This is a genomic window from Undibacterium sp. TJN19 (assembly GCF_049339485.1).
Lineage (GTDB): Bacteria > Pseudomonadota > Gammaproteobacteria > Burkholderiales > Burkholderiaceae_D > Undibacterium.
On sequence record NZ_JBMPPL010000003.1, the window covers coordinates 392,667 to 407,665 of the forward strand.

General features: G+C 49.5%; 14 protein-coding genes. 12 read left to right on the forward strand and 2 right to left on the reverse strand.

Translation table 11 applies throughout. The annotated features are described in order from the left end of the window. Positions 1 to 55: 55 nt before the first annotated feature. From ACO0LH_RS13135 to ACO0LH_RS13185, 11 genes are all read left to right on the forward strand, one after another. A complete protein-coding gene (locus tag ACO0LH_RS13135) occupies positions 56 to 1,234 on the forward strand; it encodes an acetyl-CoA C-acyltransferase (protein ID WP_422941536.1) in 1,179 nt (392 codons plus the stop codon). Between the two features lie 84 nt (positions 1,235 to 1,318). Then, positions 1,319 to 3,136, forward strand: coding sequence for an acyl-CoA dehydrogenase (locus ACO0LH_RS13140; RefSeq protein WP_422941537.1), 1,818 nt, complete (start codon positions 1,319 to 1,321; stop codon positions 3,134 to 3,136). 114 nt (positions 3,137 to 3,250) lie between these two features. Beyond that, positions 3,251 to 4,057, forward strand: a complete 807-nt coding sequence (locus tag ACO0LH_RS13145) for an SDR family oxidoreductase (RefSeq protein ID WP_422941538.1) — start codon at positions 3,251 to 3,253, stop codon at positions 4,055 to 4,057. Between the two features lie 11 nt (positions 4,058 to 4,068). Next, on the forward strand, positions 4,069 to 4,515 hold the full coding sequence (locus ACO0LH_RS13150; protein WP_422941539.1) for a PaaI family thioesterase: 447 nt from the start codon (positions 4,069 to 4,071) through the stop codon (positions 4,513 to 4,515). Between the two features lie 76 nt (positions 4,516 to 4,591). Then, entirely contained in the window at positions 4,592 to 5,896 is a 1,305-nt protein-coding gene (locus tag ACO0LH_RS13155; protein WP_422941540.1) for a serine hydrolase domain-containing protein, read from the forward strand. A gap of 7 nt (positions 5,897 to 5,903) precedes the next feature. Next, the gene (locus tag ACO0LH_RS13160; RefSeq protein WP_422941541.1) at positions 5,904 to 6,902 is read left to right on the forward strand and encodes an NADP-dependent oxidoreductase; all 999 of its coding nucleotides are present in this window, start codon (positions 5,904 to 5,906) and stop codon (positions 6,900 to 6,902) included. A 33-nt stretch (positions 6,903 to 6,935) separates the two neighbouring features. After that, the gene (locus ACO0LH_RS13165; RefSeq protein ID WP_422941542.1) at positions 6,936 to 7,868 is read left to right on the forward strand and encodes a glutathione S-transferase family protein; all 933 of its coding nucleotides are present in this window, start codon (positions 6,936 to 6,938) and stop codon (positions 7,866 to 7,868) included. Positions 7,869 to 7,923: 55 nt separating this feature from the next. Next, positions 7,924 to 8,823, forward strand: coding sequence for an SDR family oxidoreductase (locus ACO0LH_RS13170; RefSeq protein ID WP_422941543.1), 900 nt, complete (start codon positions 7,924 to 7,926; stop codon positions 8,821 to 8,823). A 27-nt stretch (positions 8,824 to 8,850) separates the two neighbouring features. After that, positions 8,851 to 9,747 carry an alpha/beta fold hydrolase gene (locus tag ACO0LH_RS13175; protein ID WP_422941544.1) on the forward strand — a complete coding sequence of 299 codons (897 nt, stop codon included), beginning with the start codon at positions 8,851 to 8,853 and terminating at the stop codon, positions 9,745 to 9,747. A 4-nt stretch (positions 9,748 to 9,751) separates the two neighbouring features. Next, complete coding sequence (locus ACO0LH_RS13180) at positions 9,752 to 10,051, forward strand: acyl-CoA thioesterase (protein ID WP_422941545.1); 300 nt, start codon at positions 9,752 to 9,754, stop codon at positions 10,049 to 10,051. A 140-nt stretch (positions 10,052 to 10,191) separates the two neighbouring features. Beyond that, a complete protein-coding gene (locus tag ACO0LH_RS13185; RefSeq protein WP_422941546.1) occupies positions 10,192 to 10,626 on the forward strand; it encodes a GNAT family N-acetyltransferase in 435 nt (144 codons plus the stop codon). Between the two features lie 149 nt (positions 10,627 to 10,775). Here ACO0LH_RS13185 and ACO0LH_RS13190 read toward each other — a convergent pair whose 3' ends face one another. Together ACO0LH_RS13190 and ACO0LH_RS13195 are read right to left on the reverse strand one after the other, a co-directional pair. Continuing rightward, complete coding sequence (locus ACO0LH_RS13190) at positions 10,776 to 12,326, reverse strand: cryptochrome/photolyase family protein (protein WP_422941547.1); 1,551 nt, start codon at positions 12,324 to 12,326, stop codon at positions 10,776 to 10,778. A gap of 319 nt (positions 12,327 to 12,645) precedes the next feature. Then, positions 12,646 to 12,795: a DUF2256 domain-containing protein gene (locus tag ACO0LH_RS13195; protein WP_422941548.1), complete on the reverse strand. Its 150-nt coding sequence runs from the start codon at positions 12,793 to 12,795 to the stop codon at positions 12,646 to 12,648. Positions 12,796 to 13,217: 422 nt separating this feature from the next. On the opposite strand from ACO0LH_RS13195, the gene ACO0LH_RS13200 reads away from it, so the two are divergent. Next, positions 13,218 to 14,978, forward strand: a complete 1,761-nt coding sequence (locus tag ACO0LH_RS13200) for a methyl-accepting chemotaxis protein (protein ID WP_422941549.1) — start codon at positions 13,218 to 13,220, stop codon at positions 14,976 to 14,978. Positions 14,979 to 14,999 lie beyond the last annotated feature (21 nt).

Below are 14,999 nucleotides of genomic sequence, written 5' to 3' on the forward strand. Positions count from 1 at the left end.
GTCATGGCATGCGGTTACAAGCCGTTGCCCATACTTACACTAATAGGAGATCCATATGTCTGATGCAGTTATCGTATCCACCGCACGTACCGGCCTGGCAAAGTCCTGGAAGGGTGCTTTCAATATGACCCATGGCGCAACTATGGGTGGCCATGTACTTAATGCTGCCATTGCGCGTGCCAAGATTGATGCTGCTGAAGTGGAAGATGTGATCATGGGCTGTGCCACGCCTGAAGGCGCAACTGGCAGCAATATCGCCCGCCAGATTGCCTTGCGTGCGGGTTGTCCGGTGACTACTGCCGGTATGACAGTTAACCGTTTTTGCTCCTCCGGCTTGCAAACCATTGCGCTGGCTGCTCAAAGAATTATTGCTGGTGAAGGCGATGTGTATGCCGCCGGTGGTGTCGAATCCATTTCTTGCGTGCAAAATGAAGCAAACAGTCACATGATTGTTGAAACCTGGTTGAAAGAACACAAACCAGAAGTCTATTGGCCCATGCTGCAAACTGCTGAAACCGTGGCGAAACGCTATAACATCCCGCGTGAACGTCAGGATGAATATGGCGTACAAAGCCAGTTGCGCGCTGCTGCCGCGCAGGCTGCCGGTTTGTTTGATGCGGAGATCATACCCATGACCACCATCATGGGCGTGGCTGACAAAGCCACCGGCATGCTCATCAGCAAGGAAGTCACCATTTCTGCCGATGAAGGCATACGTGCCGACACGACACTGGAAGGTGTTTCCAAAATACGTACGGCAGTTCCTGGTGGTGTAATCACGGCGGGTAATGCCAGTCAGTTTTCTGATGGTGCATCCGTTGCCATCCTCATGAATAGCAAACTGGCAGAAGCACGGGGTCTGCAACCGCTGGGTATCTTCCGCGGATTTGCCGTTGCCGGTTGCGAGCCTGATGAAATGGGCATAGGCCCGGTCTTCGCTATCCCTAAATTGTTGAAAAAAGCCGGTTTGAAAGTCGACGATATCGGCCTGTGGGAGCTCAACGAAGCGTTTGCCGTGCAGGTTTTATATTGCGCTGACAAACTCGGCATTCCTATGGATAAACTCAATGTCAATGGCGGTGCCATTGCCGTTGGTCATCCTTACGGTGTGTCAGGCGCACGCCTGACTGGTCATGCCTTGATCGAAGGCAAACGTCGTGGTGCAAAGTTTGTGGTTGTCACCATGTGCATTGGCGGTGGCCAGGGTGCAGCGGGCTTGTTTGAAGTGGTTTGATTAACCAGCATGTCGGGTGCTCATACTGCTGTCATGCAGTATGAGCAAAATAGGTGATTCATCTTTTTATTCCAAAAAAACGCCATGCAATCCAAAATCCTCTCCCGTCGCGATCTCGATTTCCTGCTGTATGAGTGGCTGAATGTCGAATCCCTGAACCAGCGACCCCGTTTCGCCGATCATAGCCGCGAGACCTTCAATGCAGCACTGGACACCTGCGAGCAAATTGCGACAGACTTGTTCGCCACCCATAATAAGAAAAACGACCAGGAAGAACCGCATTTCGATGGCGAAGCGGTACACATGATTCCTGAAGTGAAGATTGCCCTGAAAGCTTTTTGCGAAGCAGGCCTGATGGCCGCCGGGCAAGACTTTGATGTCGGCGGCATGCAGTTACCCTGTGTGGTTGAAAAAGCTGGTTTCGCCTATTTCAAGGGCGCCAACGTCGGCACGGCTTCTTATCCTTTCCTGACCATAGGCAATGCCAATACCATACTGAAATGTGGTACGCCGGAACAGATAGAAACCTTCGTCAAGCCCATGCTTGATGGCCGTTTCTTTGGCACCATGTGCCTGTCCGAACCCCAGGCAGGTTCCAGCCTGTCAGACATTGTTACGCGTGCCGAACCGCAAGAAGACGGCAGTTATCGCATCACTGGCAACAAGATGTGGATATCGGCTGGCGAACATGAGTTGTCGGAAAATATCGTGCATCTGGTGCTGGCCAAGGTGCCGGATGAAAATGGTAAATTAATCCCGGGCGTCAAGGGAATTTCACTTTTCATCGTACCGAAAAAACTCGTCAATGCCGATGGTAGTCTTGGTGAACGCAATGACGTAGTGCTCGCCGGTCTTAACCATAAAATGGGTTATCGCGGCACGACCAATTGCCTGTTGAATTTTGGTGAAGGCAAATTCAAACCACAAGGCAAGGCTGGGGCCATTGGTTATCTGGTCGGCACCCTGCACCGCGGTATGGCCAATATGTTCCATATGATGAATGAGGCGCGCATAGGTGTTGGCCTGGGCGCTGTCATGCTTGGTTACACTGGCTACCTGCATGCACTGGATTATGCACGTAACCGCCCGCAAGGCCGGGCCCCCTTGAATAAAGATCCGGCGGCTCCGCAACTGCCCATCGTCCAGCATACCGATGTCAAGCGCATGCTGTTGGCACAAAAAACCTATGTCGAAGGTGGTCTGGCGCTGAATTTATATTGTGCCCGTCTGGTTGATGAAGAACGTACCGGCACCAGTGCTGAAGCGCGCATACATGCGGCGCAGATGCTGGAAATATTAACGCCGATTGCCAAGTCCTGGCCTTCGCAATGGTGCCTGGAAGCGAATAACCTGGCAATACAGGTACATGGTGGCTATGGTTATACGCGCGAATACAATGTAGAACAGTTTTATCGTGATAACCGCCTGAACCCTATCCATGAGGGTACACATGGCATACAGGGGCTGGATCTGCTGGGCCGTAAAGTCATCATGCATGACGGTGCGGCACTGGAAGCGCTGGGTGAAGCCATACATAAAACTTTGTCACGTGCGACTACTCACCCTGAATTACTGGCCTATACCAAATCACTGGCGCGGGTCTTGCAAAGGCTGGCGACGGTAACACAGCAATTGCATGCCAGTGGGGATGCCAACAAGACGTTGGCAAATGCATCCGCTTACCTGGAAGTGTTTGGCCACGCCGTGGTCGCCTGGATGTGGCTGGAGCAAGCTTTGCTTTGTCTGCATAAGGAAAATCATCATGATGCTGACTTCTATGCAGGTAAGTTGCAGGCATGTAAGTATTTCTTCCATTGGGAATTGCCACGTGTCCATCCACAACTCGATTTGCTGGCAAACCTTGATATGACCACCTATGAAATGCAGGATGCATGGTTTTGATATTGCCATCGTCAAGCCTGTTCTTAACGCGATCATCGCGAACCCTGAATAATTAAAGCAGAATTTCATGTGCCGTCTTTGCACATGGGATATCTGCTGATAACGGAGACAAAAATGACAAATGCTTCTAAAACCGAACCACGTACAGTCCAGCAATTATTTGATCTGCGTGGCAAAACAGCCTTGATTACCGGTGGCTCACGTGGCCTTGGCCTGCAAATGGCCGAAGCACTCGGTGAGCAGGGCGCGAGAGTGATCCTGTCGTCACGTAAGCAGTCCGACCTGGACGAAGCGGTAGCCCATCTGCAAGGGCGTGCCATCCACGCCAGCGCAATTGCCGCTGATTTATCCAAAGAAACCGCCGTAACGCCCTTGGTGGATGAAGCCCTGGCGCGCCTTGGGCATATTGATATTCTCATCAATAACGCCGGTGCAACCTGGGGTGCGCCTGCTGAAGACTACCCCATTGATGCCTGGGACAAGGTCATGAACCTGAACATACGCAGCATTTTTTTGATGTCGCAGGCAGTGGGCAAGCGTTCAATGATCCCGCGCAAGCACGGCCGCATCATCAATATCGCCTCTATCGCCGGGCTGGCCGGCAATGCACCTGGCACCATGCAGACCATTGCCTACAATACGTCCAAGGCTGCCGTCATCAATTTCACACGTACCCTGGCAGGTGAGTGGGGTGTGCATGGTATTACCGTCAATGCGATTGCGCCCGGATTTTTCCCTTCAAAGATGACCAAGGGCATACTCGAACATCTGGGGGAAGAAAAACTGGCGATGGAAGCCCCTTTGCAACGCATCGGTGATGACGAAGACCTGAAAGGCATCGCCCTGTTGTTTGCCAGTGATGCAGGCAAACATATCACCGGCCAGACCCTGGCGGTTGATGGCGGCGTTTCTGCCGTCTGACAGGACTACGTATGAGTCTTCCTATCGCACAACCAACACCGGTACTCAATCCCTTTTTACATGATCTGGGCGTGGAATTCCTGGAAATGGAAAATGGCCAGGCACGCCTCGCGCTTGACCTGACTGAACGGCACATGAATAGCTGGCAGATCGCCCACGGTGGCATCACCATGACGATGCTTGATGTTGTCATGGCAATGGCCGGCCGCTCACTGAGTACCGACCTTAAAGGTGTCGTTACGGTGGAAATGAAAACTTCTTTCCTGCAACCAGGTGGCATACCAGGCGGTCGCATGGAAGCGCGCGGCAAGGCATTTCACCAATCCACGACCATGTGCTTTTGCGAAGGCGAAGTTTGGAGCGGTGACAAGCTGATCGCCAAGGCCATGGGCACATTCAAATATTTGCGCCGCCTGAAGTCTGGCGAGAACATGAAGAAATTGTACGGCAGTGACTGAGCTCAGTTAATGCATTTAAAGACAGCAATATAAAAGCAGCGCTTGCAAGTCCAATTAAAAAATAATGGAGACAAACATGCAGCAGACCCGCTTCGCCATACTCTTTGCAGTTTTACTCGGTGGACCATTCATGAGTATGTCATCCGCGCAAAATCCGGTACCCGACGCTGAGGCAAGCGATCCAAAAAAAATGGGCTGGATGCAGGGCTTTCCCCCGCCGCCTGAAAAAATCATTAAATTTGCCAATGGCAGCAACTACCAATTTCCGCGTACCCGTTGGTCATTTTCGCATGGACGTGAATTGGGGCCGACCAGTAACGTCTGGCATGGTGCAGGCCAGGTTTCCGCCTTGCCTGTGGCCTTGCGTGACCTGGATCAATTGCGTTTCGCAGATGAAAAAGGTGCCGACATCAATTGGTCAGACATGCTGGGGCGTACTTATACAGACAGCATCCTGGTGCTGCACAAAGGCAAGATCGTGTATGAGCGCTATCTGGGTATTACCAAGCCTTATTTGCCGCATATTGCGATGTCAGTCACCAAGTCTTTTGTCGGCACGCTGGCAGCATCTTTAGCGGCTGAAGGCAAGCTCGATCCTGCCGCAGCTGTGACAAAGTACATCCCTGAGTTGAAAGACACGGCTTATGCTGATGCGACAGTGCGACAGGTCATGGATATGACGATAGGTGTTCAGTATTCTGAGAACTATGCCGACCCAGAAGCCGAGATATGGGACTATGCAAGATCCGGCGGTTTATTGCCTGTCGCTCCTGCTTATGATGGGCCTAAAACATTTTATGACTTCCTGGTAAAACTCAAAAAAGTAGGCAAGCATGATGAAGCGTTTGCCTACAAGACGGTCAATGCCGAAGTATTGGCCTGGATAGTCAAACGTGTGACAAACCAGAACTTATCTGATTTATTATCCGAAAGAATATGGCAAAAACTTGGCACTGAAAATGATGCCTATTTTGCTGTCGACAGCGTGGGTACAGAGCAGGGTGGCGGAGGCCTGAACCTGACTTTGCGTGACATGGCCCGCTTTGGCGAGATGATGCGCCTGGGTGGTAAATTCAACGGACAACAGATCATCGCGGCTGCTGCGGTGGAAGATATACGCAAAGGTGGTGAGCCGGTAAAATTTGCCAAGGCGGCTTATGCGACCTTGCCCGGTTATTCATACCGCAATATGTGGTGGGTGGGTCATAACAGCCACCAGACATTTGAAGCACGTGGCATACATGGCCAACGGATTTATATCGACCCGGTGGCTGAAATGGTCATCGTTAAATTTTCATCCCATCCCATTGCTGCCAATGGTGCCAGTGACCCGGTCACTTATCGCGCTTTCCAGGCTGTGGCAAATCACTTAATGAAATGAGAAAAATATGAGTACAAATTTTCAACGTATTGTTTTGGCTTCCCGTCCTAAGGGTGAAGTGGTTGCCGAAAATTTTCGTCTTGAAACTCTGCCTGTTCCAGAGTTAAAGGATGGCGAGGTATTGATACGCAATCACTTTTTATCGCTAGATCCTTACATGCGTGGCCGTATGGAAGATGCAAAAAGCTATGCCGCACCGCAAGTTATCGGTGAAACCATGATAGGCGGTACAGTAGGTGAGGTGACGGCCAGCAAAAATCCAAAGTTCAATATAGGTGACAAGGTTATTGGCATGCTGGGCTGGACTGAAGTCGGTGTTTCTGATGGTCAGTTGCTGCGCAAACTTGACACGACGCATATCCCTCTACCCGCTTACCTGGGTTCAGTCGGTATGCCGGGCTTGACAGCCTGGTATGGCCTGACCCAGATCATGCAACCCAAAGCAGGTGAAACCGTTGTCGTGTCTGCCGCCAGCGGTGCGGTGGGCAGCGTGGTCGGGCAACTTGCCAAACAAATGGGTTGCCGTGTGGTTGGTATTGCCGGCGGTGCAGATAAATGCGCGTATGTGGTCAATGAACTCGGTTTTGATGCCTGCATTGACTACAAGGCAGGCAATCTGGTTGCCGACCTGGCGGCAGCAACGCCAGACGGTATTGATGCCGTCTTTGAAAATGTCGGTGGCGAGATTTTTGATGCCAGCCTGGCGCGCATGAATGCCTTTGGACGCATCGCACTGTGTGGCCTGATCTCGGGCTATAACGGCGAGCAACTGACAATCAAGAATGCCAGGGTTTTCCTGACCATGCGCCTGACCATGCGCGGCTTCATCGTTTCTGAGCACATGGATCTGTGGCCGCAAGGCTTGAAAGAGCTGGGCGGTCTGGTAGCAACAGGCAAACTGAAATTCAGGGAATCTGTTGCGGAAGGAATCGCTGCTGCACCAGACGCCTTTATCGGCTTGTTGAAAGGCCGGAATTTCGGCAAGCAACTGGTGAAACTGGTTTAAGTCAAATTATCAACCCAAAAGCGCAGAGCAACCATGTCCGATTTGATTCTTCATAATTTTGCGATTTCTCCGTTTTCGGAAAAAATTCGTTTGATTTTCGGTTTTAAACAATTGCACTGGAAATCAGTTACGGTACCCATCATCATGCCCAAGCCAGATGTGACGGCCTTAACAGGCGGGTACCGGCGCACGCCGCTACTGCAAATTGGCGCTGATATTTATTGCGACACGTCTCTTATCGCTGAGGTGCTGGACAAGCGTTCACCTGCGCCTTCGCTGTATCCGCCTACCGTCAATGGCCTTGCCCGTAATCTGGCGCAATGGGCGGACAGCACCTTGTTCTGGACGGCCATTCCTTATGCGTTTCAGCCCGCCGCCATTCCTTCCATCTTCGGCGATATCAGTGCTGAAGAAATGCAGGCCTTCAGTGCGGATCGCGCCACCATGCGTGGCAATATGCCTCGTAGCAGTATGGGTGAAGCCAAGGGACAGTTGTGCGAATATTTAAGACGCCTCGACAGTATGCTTGAGAGTGATGCGCCCTTTTTATTGGGGGCACAAGCTAGTATCGCCGACTTCTCTGTGTATCAGACTTTATGGCTGATACGCACAGCGCCGGCGATCAATCCCATTTTTGATGGTCATCCAAAATTATTGAAATGGATGGACCGGGTTGCCGCTTTTGGGCATCACCAGTCTGAAACTTTAAGTAGTGCTGAGGCGTTGGAGATCGCAAAGAAAGCGCAAGTTTTTGATATGGACGGGCGCAATTTTGTTGATAGTCATGGCATCGCTCTGGGTGAGCAGGTTGCCATCATGCCGACCGACTATGCGCTGGACCCGGTCGTGGGTGAACTGGTGATTGCTAGCGAAAATGAACTGGCTGTACGTCGTGAAGATGCGCGTGCAGGAACTGTGCTTGTGCATTTTCCACGTGTAGGGTTCCAGATGAAACGCGCAAAATAAACTGAAGCAAAAAAAAGATTTAATAAATTACATACAATGACATAAAGGAGACAATATGAAAGTATTCAAGGATAGAGTAGCCGTCATCACTGGTGGTGCCAGCGGTTTTGGGCGTGAATTTGCATTGATCGGTGCACGTCTGGGCATGAAGCTGGTGCTGGCAGATGTGCAGCAAGATGCACTTGATAAAGTCAAGGCAGAACTGGAAGAGTTGGGCGCACAGGTTGTGGCCATGCGTTGCGATGTGCGTCATGTTGAAGAAGTACAAGCCCTGGCCGATGCAGCGATGGAAAAATTTGGTGCCGTGCATCTGGTATTCAATAATGCGGGTGTAGGTTCAGGCGGGCTAATCTGGGAAAACTCGCAGACAGACTGGGATTGGGTGATCGGCGTCAATCTTTGGGGTGTCATCCACGGCGTGCGCATTTTTACCAATCTGATGCTGGAATGTGCAAAGAAAGACCCGCAGTTTGAAGGACATATCGTCAATACGGCTTCAATGGCCGGCTTGTTGAATGCGCCTACCATGGGTGTCTATAATGTTTCCAAGCATGCCGTGGTGTCGCTGTCTGAATCACTGTACCAGGATTTGAAACTGGTTGAAGCACCGATAGGTGCTTCTGTACTGTGTCCTTATTTTGTGCCTACCGGCATTTCACAATCGCATAGAAATCGTCCCGAAGATGTACCAGGTTCTGCGCCCACAGCCAGCCAGAGAGCGGCGCAGGCCATGTCAGACAAGGCAGTGAACTCTGGCAAAGTGACGGCACAAGAAGTGGCTGAAAATACCTTCAAGGCAATTGCTGACGAACAGTTCTATATCTTCTCTCATCCGGGCGCATTGGGTAACGTGCAGGAACGCATGGAAGACATCATTCTGCAACGCAATCCTGGAGACCCCTACAAAGCCGCGCCACACATACGTGACATGCTGCGCGCCAAACTGAAGGCATAATAATTTCACCTGAAAAAGGACACAGGGATGACTGCGCAAATACAAAGCATGCAATATGCAAATCTGGAAAACGGCACACGCCTGCATTACGCCAGTGCAGGTGAAAAGGGAAGACCCCTTATGTTGTTTGTGCATGGTTTCCCAGAGTTCTGGTATGAATGGTCAGCACAACTGGCTGAATTTGGTCAGGACTATTTCGCTGTCGCGCCAGATTTGCGTGGTTTTAATTTGTCCGACATGCCGGCAGATGTGACGGCCTACAAGGCCAAGCACATTGTTGACGATCTGCGTTTACTGATAGCACATCTTGGTTACGAAAAAGCCGTCGTTGTCGCACATGACTGGGGTGGTGCAGTTTGCTGGAATATGGCGACTGTTCTGCCAGATTTGTTTGAAAAACTCATTATCATCAATTCCCCACATCCTTATCTGTTCATGCACGCGCTGGTCAATGATGCTGCACAAAAACAATCCAGCGAATACATGAACTGGTTGCGTACGCCTGGATCAGAAGAGGCACTCGCAAAAGATAATTTCATCCTGATGGATGGCTTTTTCAATGGCATGGGGCAGGGCGAGGCACCATGGTTTGATACAGACACCAGAGAAAAATACCATGCCTGCTGGGCGCGTGGTTTGAGCGGAGGTGTTAATTATTATCGTGCTTCACCTTTGCATCCACCGACAGAGAGCAATCCGGGGCCGTTGAAATTGCAATTAAATCCTGCTGATTTCAAGGTGACGGTGCCGGTTCGCGTGATCTGGGGGGAGAACGATAAGGCGCTGCCTAAAACCCTGCTGGATGGACTGGAGGAATTCGTTGCAGACTTGCAGGTGCAGCGCATTCCTGAGGGTTCACACTGGATCATCCATGAACAGCCGCAGCGCATTAATCAATTGATACGCGATTATTTGAAGAGCTAAGCCCATGGCAAAAAGAGATTTCGCTTTCTTCCATCGCTTGCGAGTACGCTGGTCTGAAGTGGATATGCAGGCTATTGTCTTTAATGGCCACTACCTGAATTATTTTGATGTGGCTTTTACCGAATACTGGCGTGCTACCGGCTTGCCAAATGTCATTTCACAAGCAGCGAACGGGATGGAGTTATTCGCCCGTAAAGCGACGCTTGAATACATGGCACCAGCCAGGTTTGATGATGAACTTGATATCGGGGTGCGTTGTGCCAGCATGGGGCGTTCTTCCTTGCAATTCCTACTTGAGATTTAACTCGGCGAAAATCAGCTCATCTCAGGCGAACTGGTGTATGTATATGCAGATACCGAAAAAAGAAAAGCCGTACCAGTCAGCGATGCATGGCGTGCGATAATAACGGCCTTCGAAACACATTTACCTGCTGATACACGATCATGAACAAAGCTAATTTACGCATAGTGATTGCTGACTGGGACACCTTGCAAAAAGACGCACAGGCAATACGCTATGCGGTTTTCGTTGTGGAGCAGAAAATTCCTGCCGAACTGGAATGGGATGCCGCAGACGCGCAATGTGTGCACGCGGTTGTCTATGACGAAACAGGTCTTGCGCTGGGTACCGGCCGTCTATTGCCAGATGCGCATATCGGTCGCATGGCAGTTCTGGGTGAGGCCAGAGGCATGGGTATAGGTGCAATGATATTGCGTGCCCTGATGGCGCAGGCGCAGCAGCGTGGTGAAAAAACGATTCGCTTGAATGCCCAGCAGTCAGCAGAAAATTTTTATTTGAAAGAAGGCTATCTGCGCGATGGCGATATTTTTGAAGAGGCGGGCATACCGCATATCAGCATGGCATATCGCTTTGAATAAAGTTTTTAATGTGCAAACATGCTGATGCGTGTGATACCCGAAAACAGGGCAGCAAAACCTTGACCACAAGCCGCAAACCAGCGGCCCTGAATGGATTGGATTTCCTTATTTTCATTTAATACATTGGATGGGCAATCTACAGTATGGATTTACAATAAATCTAAATTATCGAAAATACTTTGCGCCTGCTTCTGGAAATCCGTAATCGTTGCGGCATCCATTTTCTCCAACTGTCTGTACGCCATGCCAATGCGTGGATTCCTCGCCAACGTATTCGTATTGCGATGAAAAAAATCCCAATACAAGGCATTATATGGACAAGCACGTTCGCCGATGCGGACCTTTTTATCGTAGTGGCAGCCTTTGCAATAGTCACTCATGCGATCAATGTAGGCAGCACTGGACACGTAGGGTTTAGTTGCCAGTAATCCGCCGTCGGCAAACTGACTCATGCCCAGCGTGTTGGGAAGCTCTACCCACTCAAATGCATCGATGTAGATGCCTAAATACCAGTGATGTACTTCCTTTGGATCTAAGCCGGCGAGCAAGGCGAAATTTCCAATGACCATCAGACGCTGAATGTGATGTGCATGCGCTTGTTCCAGCGATTGTGTTATCGCCTGTGACAAACAATTCATCCTGGTTTTACCATCCCAGAACCAGGAAGGTAGCGCACGCTTATGGCCAAAGAAATTTTTCTCTGCATAATCTGGCATGTTAGCCCAGTAGACACCGCGCACATATTCACGCCACCCTAATATTTGTCGGATAAACCCCTCAACCGCGGCCAGTGGCGCTTGGCCTGCGTGATAGGCCGCTTCAGCTTTGGCAACGACTTCACGTGGACTCAGCATTTTCACATTTAAAGAAAACGACAAAAGCGAATGAAACAAACGCCAGGCCTTGGTACTCATGGCATCTTGAAAATCTCCAAACTGCGGCAAGGCATTGTTAATGAATGCATCCAGTTGTTGCAATGCCTCATCCCGGTTCAGCGCCCAAGACAGTTGATCCGCCTTGGGATTGCCGAAACTCTTCACACCTGCCTGCACGATGGTTTTCCACAAATCAGAATGATCATGCAAAGTACGCACATCTTGCGGTTCGCTGGGTATACCACGCCACGGCTTGCGGTTGTCGTGATCATAGTTCCACTGACCTCCCAGAGGTTTTTTGCTATCCTCCATTAACACCTGATGTTGAACCCGCATCTGGCGGTAGAAAAACTCCATCAGCCATTGTTTGCGCCCTGTGAAGATATCTGCAACTTCATTACGCCCGGTATAAAAATGTTCGCTATCGATCATTATCCAGGGGATGTGCGATCGGCGCCCATGTTGATATAACTGTTGATCCAGGCGCCATTCATCGGGTGCCTGATACTCAAATACAGTGGCCTGGTAAAGACTGATCAACGCATCAATATTATTGGGCATTGACTGGGTGTTGTGTACGTCATCAATAGCGAGATAATGCACTCTGTGCCCAGCTTCGCATAACTGTCTTGACAGGTCGCGCATTGCAGCGAAAATCGCCAGAATCTTTTGCGCGTGATGTAGTACGTAATCGGTTTCTTGTCGAACTTCCATCATGACATATACTGTGTCATCGTCGACTTCGGTAAACCAGCGATGTTGCAGATTGAGCTGGTCGCCCAGGATCAATCTGAGGGTGAGTTTTTTTATAGTCATCGTCATCATTATAGTGAATTCCTCAGCCGTTGATATACATCAGCTTGCTCATGATCATAGGCTTTTTTTGAATATTAAACCGTCTTCCGTTCAGGGGATCGATGCCTTGTCCGGTGATGGCGATATATAGCTCTTTGCCTTGATAGCTGTAGACGTCGTAGTCAATCAATTGCGCCTCAAACCCGGCGGTGCAGCAGGCTCTGTCATGTCAGCGTCAATCAGCGATTCCCAGATCTGGCGCTTCGAGCAGGATTGCCAACTAAGCGCAGATCGTTGCGAAACCAGTAGATTGTTGCCGTGTCTGCTGCAAGAGGTGAAGTTGAAATAGTCATGCTTGACGTTTGTTATCCTGGCGGCAGCGATCCGAGCAGTATTTCACATCACTCCAAACTTTCTTCCATTTTTTTCTCCACGTAAATGGCCTATTACATTGCAGGCAGAGTTTGCTAGGGAGCTCCGATTTTTTTAGCATGCGCATTGGGATTTTCCGAAAAAATACTTTTATCAGGTTAATGGTAAGCGCAAATAGAATGACGTCAGTGCAGACAATGAGCGGATAAAACCAACAATCAAATTTCAAAAATTTTCAAATGCGAATTCACTTGAAAATATTATTAAAATAATATTTATTTCAATATTGACATTGAAATAAATTCTACTATTATTGAATTTGATATATTGATAACGAATATGGATATGCGATTTTTGTTAGAGGTTAATAGTTAATTACTATATAAAATCCATTTCAATAGCAAGTCTCGCTGGGTTAAAAATCACAATATTTAACAAATTGCCTTGAAGTATTAATTTCTGTGTGGCAATATGGATTTGTGTAGCAATGCATTGCAAGCCCTTACTCAGTCATTTTGTTGTTTGTCTGAAAATGTTTTTGGGGGAATCATGAAGATCGAGAACTCGAAAGTCTCTACCCGTCTTACGACAGGTTTTGGCTTGGTGCTGGTTTTACTGCTGGTAGTTCTGCTTTTGGGGACGACCTACATGGCAAGGATGCACCAACGCCTTGAGGAGATTGCCAACGTCAATAATGTGCAGTCCAAGTTGGCTTCGACCATGTACCTGACAGTGACCGAGCGCGCGCTTGCTTTGCGAAATCTTATTTTGCTCACTGATGAAGCCGAGATCCAGATCGAAGTTAGCAGGATCAAGGCACAGGCAAAAAAATATGCTGACGCTGAAGACAAGCTGACAAAAATGTTCGCGGATGATCCTAACAGCACAGCCGAACAAATCGCCTTATTTAACCGCATCAAGGACCAGGCAAAACTGGCCGAACCGTTTATTGCAAGAGGTGCGGATCTAGGGGTTAAAAAACAAGGTGAAGAGGCCTACAAGCTTTTGCGCTTTGAATTCAGACCTGTGCAAAAAAAATGGTGGGAACTGTTGAATGACTTCATTTCAGATGAAGATAAACAGAATGCAGAGGCAATTGCGCAAGCCGAAGTGGATTACGCCAATGCAAAAAAACTGATGTATAGCTTCGGTGCTGCCGCTTTGCTGATGGGAATTGTCGCTTCCTTGCTTATTGTCAGAAGTCTGTTGAAACAATTGGGTGGCGAACCTCGATATGCCGTACAAATTGCAGAAAGAATTGCCGCAGGTGACCTGGCTGTACCAATTCATCTCGAAGCCAATGATACCCGTAGCCTGATGCATGCCATGCGGGAAATGCAGAAAGGACTCGCAGACATCGTCGGCATGGTGCGTTCAGGTACCGATACAATCGCCACGGCTTCAAGACAGATTGCTTCGGGAAATATGGATCTATCATCGCGTACGGAACAACAGGCTGGCTCGCTAGAAGAAACTGCTTCTTCCATGGAAGAGTTGACCTCGACAGTAAAACAAAATGCCGATAGCGCAAGACAGGCAAACCTGCTTGCCCAGTCAGCTTCTGATGTGGCCGTCAAAGGTGGCTCGGTCGTGTCAGAAGTGGTTGTCACCATGGGTTCCATCAACGCTTCTTCTCGCAAGATCGTCGATATTATTGGCGTCATTGACGGTATCGCTTTCCAAACCAATATCCTTGCCCTTAACGCGGCAGTTGAAGCTGCGCGCGCTGGTGAACAGGGGCGAGGATTTGCCGTTGTTGCGACCGAAGTACGCAACCTTGCACAACGCTCGGCTGAGGCTGCACGGGAAATCAAGACTTTGATCGACGACTCGGTCACCAAGGTTGATATTGGCGCAAAACTGGTTGATCAGGCAGGACTGACAATGGAAGAGATTGTTGCCAGCATCAAGCGCGTCACCGGAATCATGAGCGAAATCATGCAGGCCAGCCAGGAACAGACCGTTGGCATAGAACAAATCAATGAAGCCATCGTGCAGATGGATGATGTCACACAGCAAAATGCGGCATTAGTGGAAGAAGCCGCTGCGGCAGCTTCTGCCTTACAAAATCAGGCCGATGACTTATCCAGCCTGGTCAGTACCTTCCAGCTTGAAGCCGGTAAATTTACCGACCAGAGCTGGCGCGAGGCGGTCATGACTGGTCAGCCTGCCAAAGCTGACAAGAAGGTCATCCCATTGGTCAAGAAAGCGACGCCACAAGACAAAAAACAAAACCTCAATCACATCAAACGGGTGGTAAATTCTCCTGGTAATCATCAGGCTGGTACGCAGGATTGGGAAGAGTTTTAGAAGCATTGAACAGGTCAAATT

Coding starts and splice junctions, on each gene's coding strand:
- ACO0LH_RS13160 (WP_422941541.1), top strand. CDS start 5,904: ATGAGTACAAATTTTCAACGTATTGTTTTGGCTTCCCGTCCTAAGGGT.
- ACO0LH_RS13165 (WP_422941542.1), top strand. CDS start 6,936: ATGTCCGATTTGATTCTTCATAATTTTGCGATTTCTCCGTTTTCGGAA.
- ACO0LH_RS13145 (WP_422941538.1), top strand. CDS start 3,251: ATGACAAATGCTTCTAAAACCGAACCACGTACAGTCCAGCAATTATTT.
- ACO0LH_RS13190 (WP_422941547.1), bottom strand. CDS start 12,326: ATGATGACGATGACTATAAAAAAACTCACCCTCAGATTGATCCTGGGC.
- ACO0LH_RS13170 (WP_422941543.1), top strand. CDS start 7,924: ATGAAAGTATTCAAGGATAGAGTAGCCGTCATCACTGGTGGTGCCAGC.
- ACO0LH_RS13150 (WP_422941539.1), top strand. CDS start 4,069: ATGAGTCTTCCTATCGCACAACCAACACCGGTACTCAATCCCTTTTTA.
- ACO0LH_RS13195 (WP_422941548.1), bottom strand. CDS start 12,795: ATGCGCATGCTAAAAAAATCGGAGCTCCCTAGCAAACTCTGCCTGCAA.
- ACO0LH_RS13135 (WP_422941536.1), top strand. CDS start 56: ATGTCTGATGCAGTTATCGTATCCACCGCACGTACCGGCCTGGCAAAG.
- ACO0LH_RS13185 (WP_422941546.1), top strand. CDS start 10,192: ATGAACAAAGCTAATTTACGCATAGTGATTGCTGACTGGGACACCTTG.
- ACO0LH_RS13180 (WP_422941545.1), top strand. CDS start 9,752: ATGGCAAAAAGAGATTTCGCTTTCTTCCATCGCTTGCGAGTACGCTGG.
- ACO0LH_RS13175 (WP_422941544.1), top strand. CDS start 8,851: ATGACTGCGCAAATACAAAGCATGCAATATGCAAATCTGGAAAACGGC.
- ACO0LH_RS13140 (WP_422941537.1), top strand. CDS start 1,319: ATGCAATCCAAAATCCTCTCCCGTCGCGATCTCGATTTCCTGCTGTAT.
- ACO0LH_RS13155 (WP_422941540.1), top strand. CDS start 4,592: ATGCAGCAGACCCGCTTCGCCATACTCTTTGCAGTTTTACTCGGTGGA.
- ACO0LH_RS13200 (WP_422941549.1), top strand. CDS start 13,218: ATGAAGATCGAGAACTCGAAAGTCTCTACCCGTCTTACGACAGGTTTT.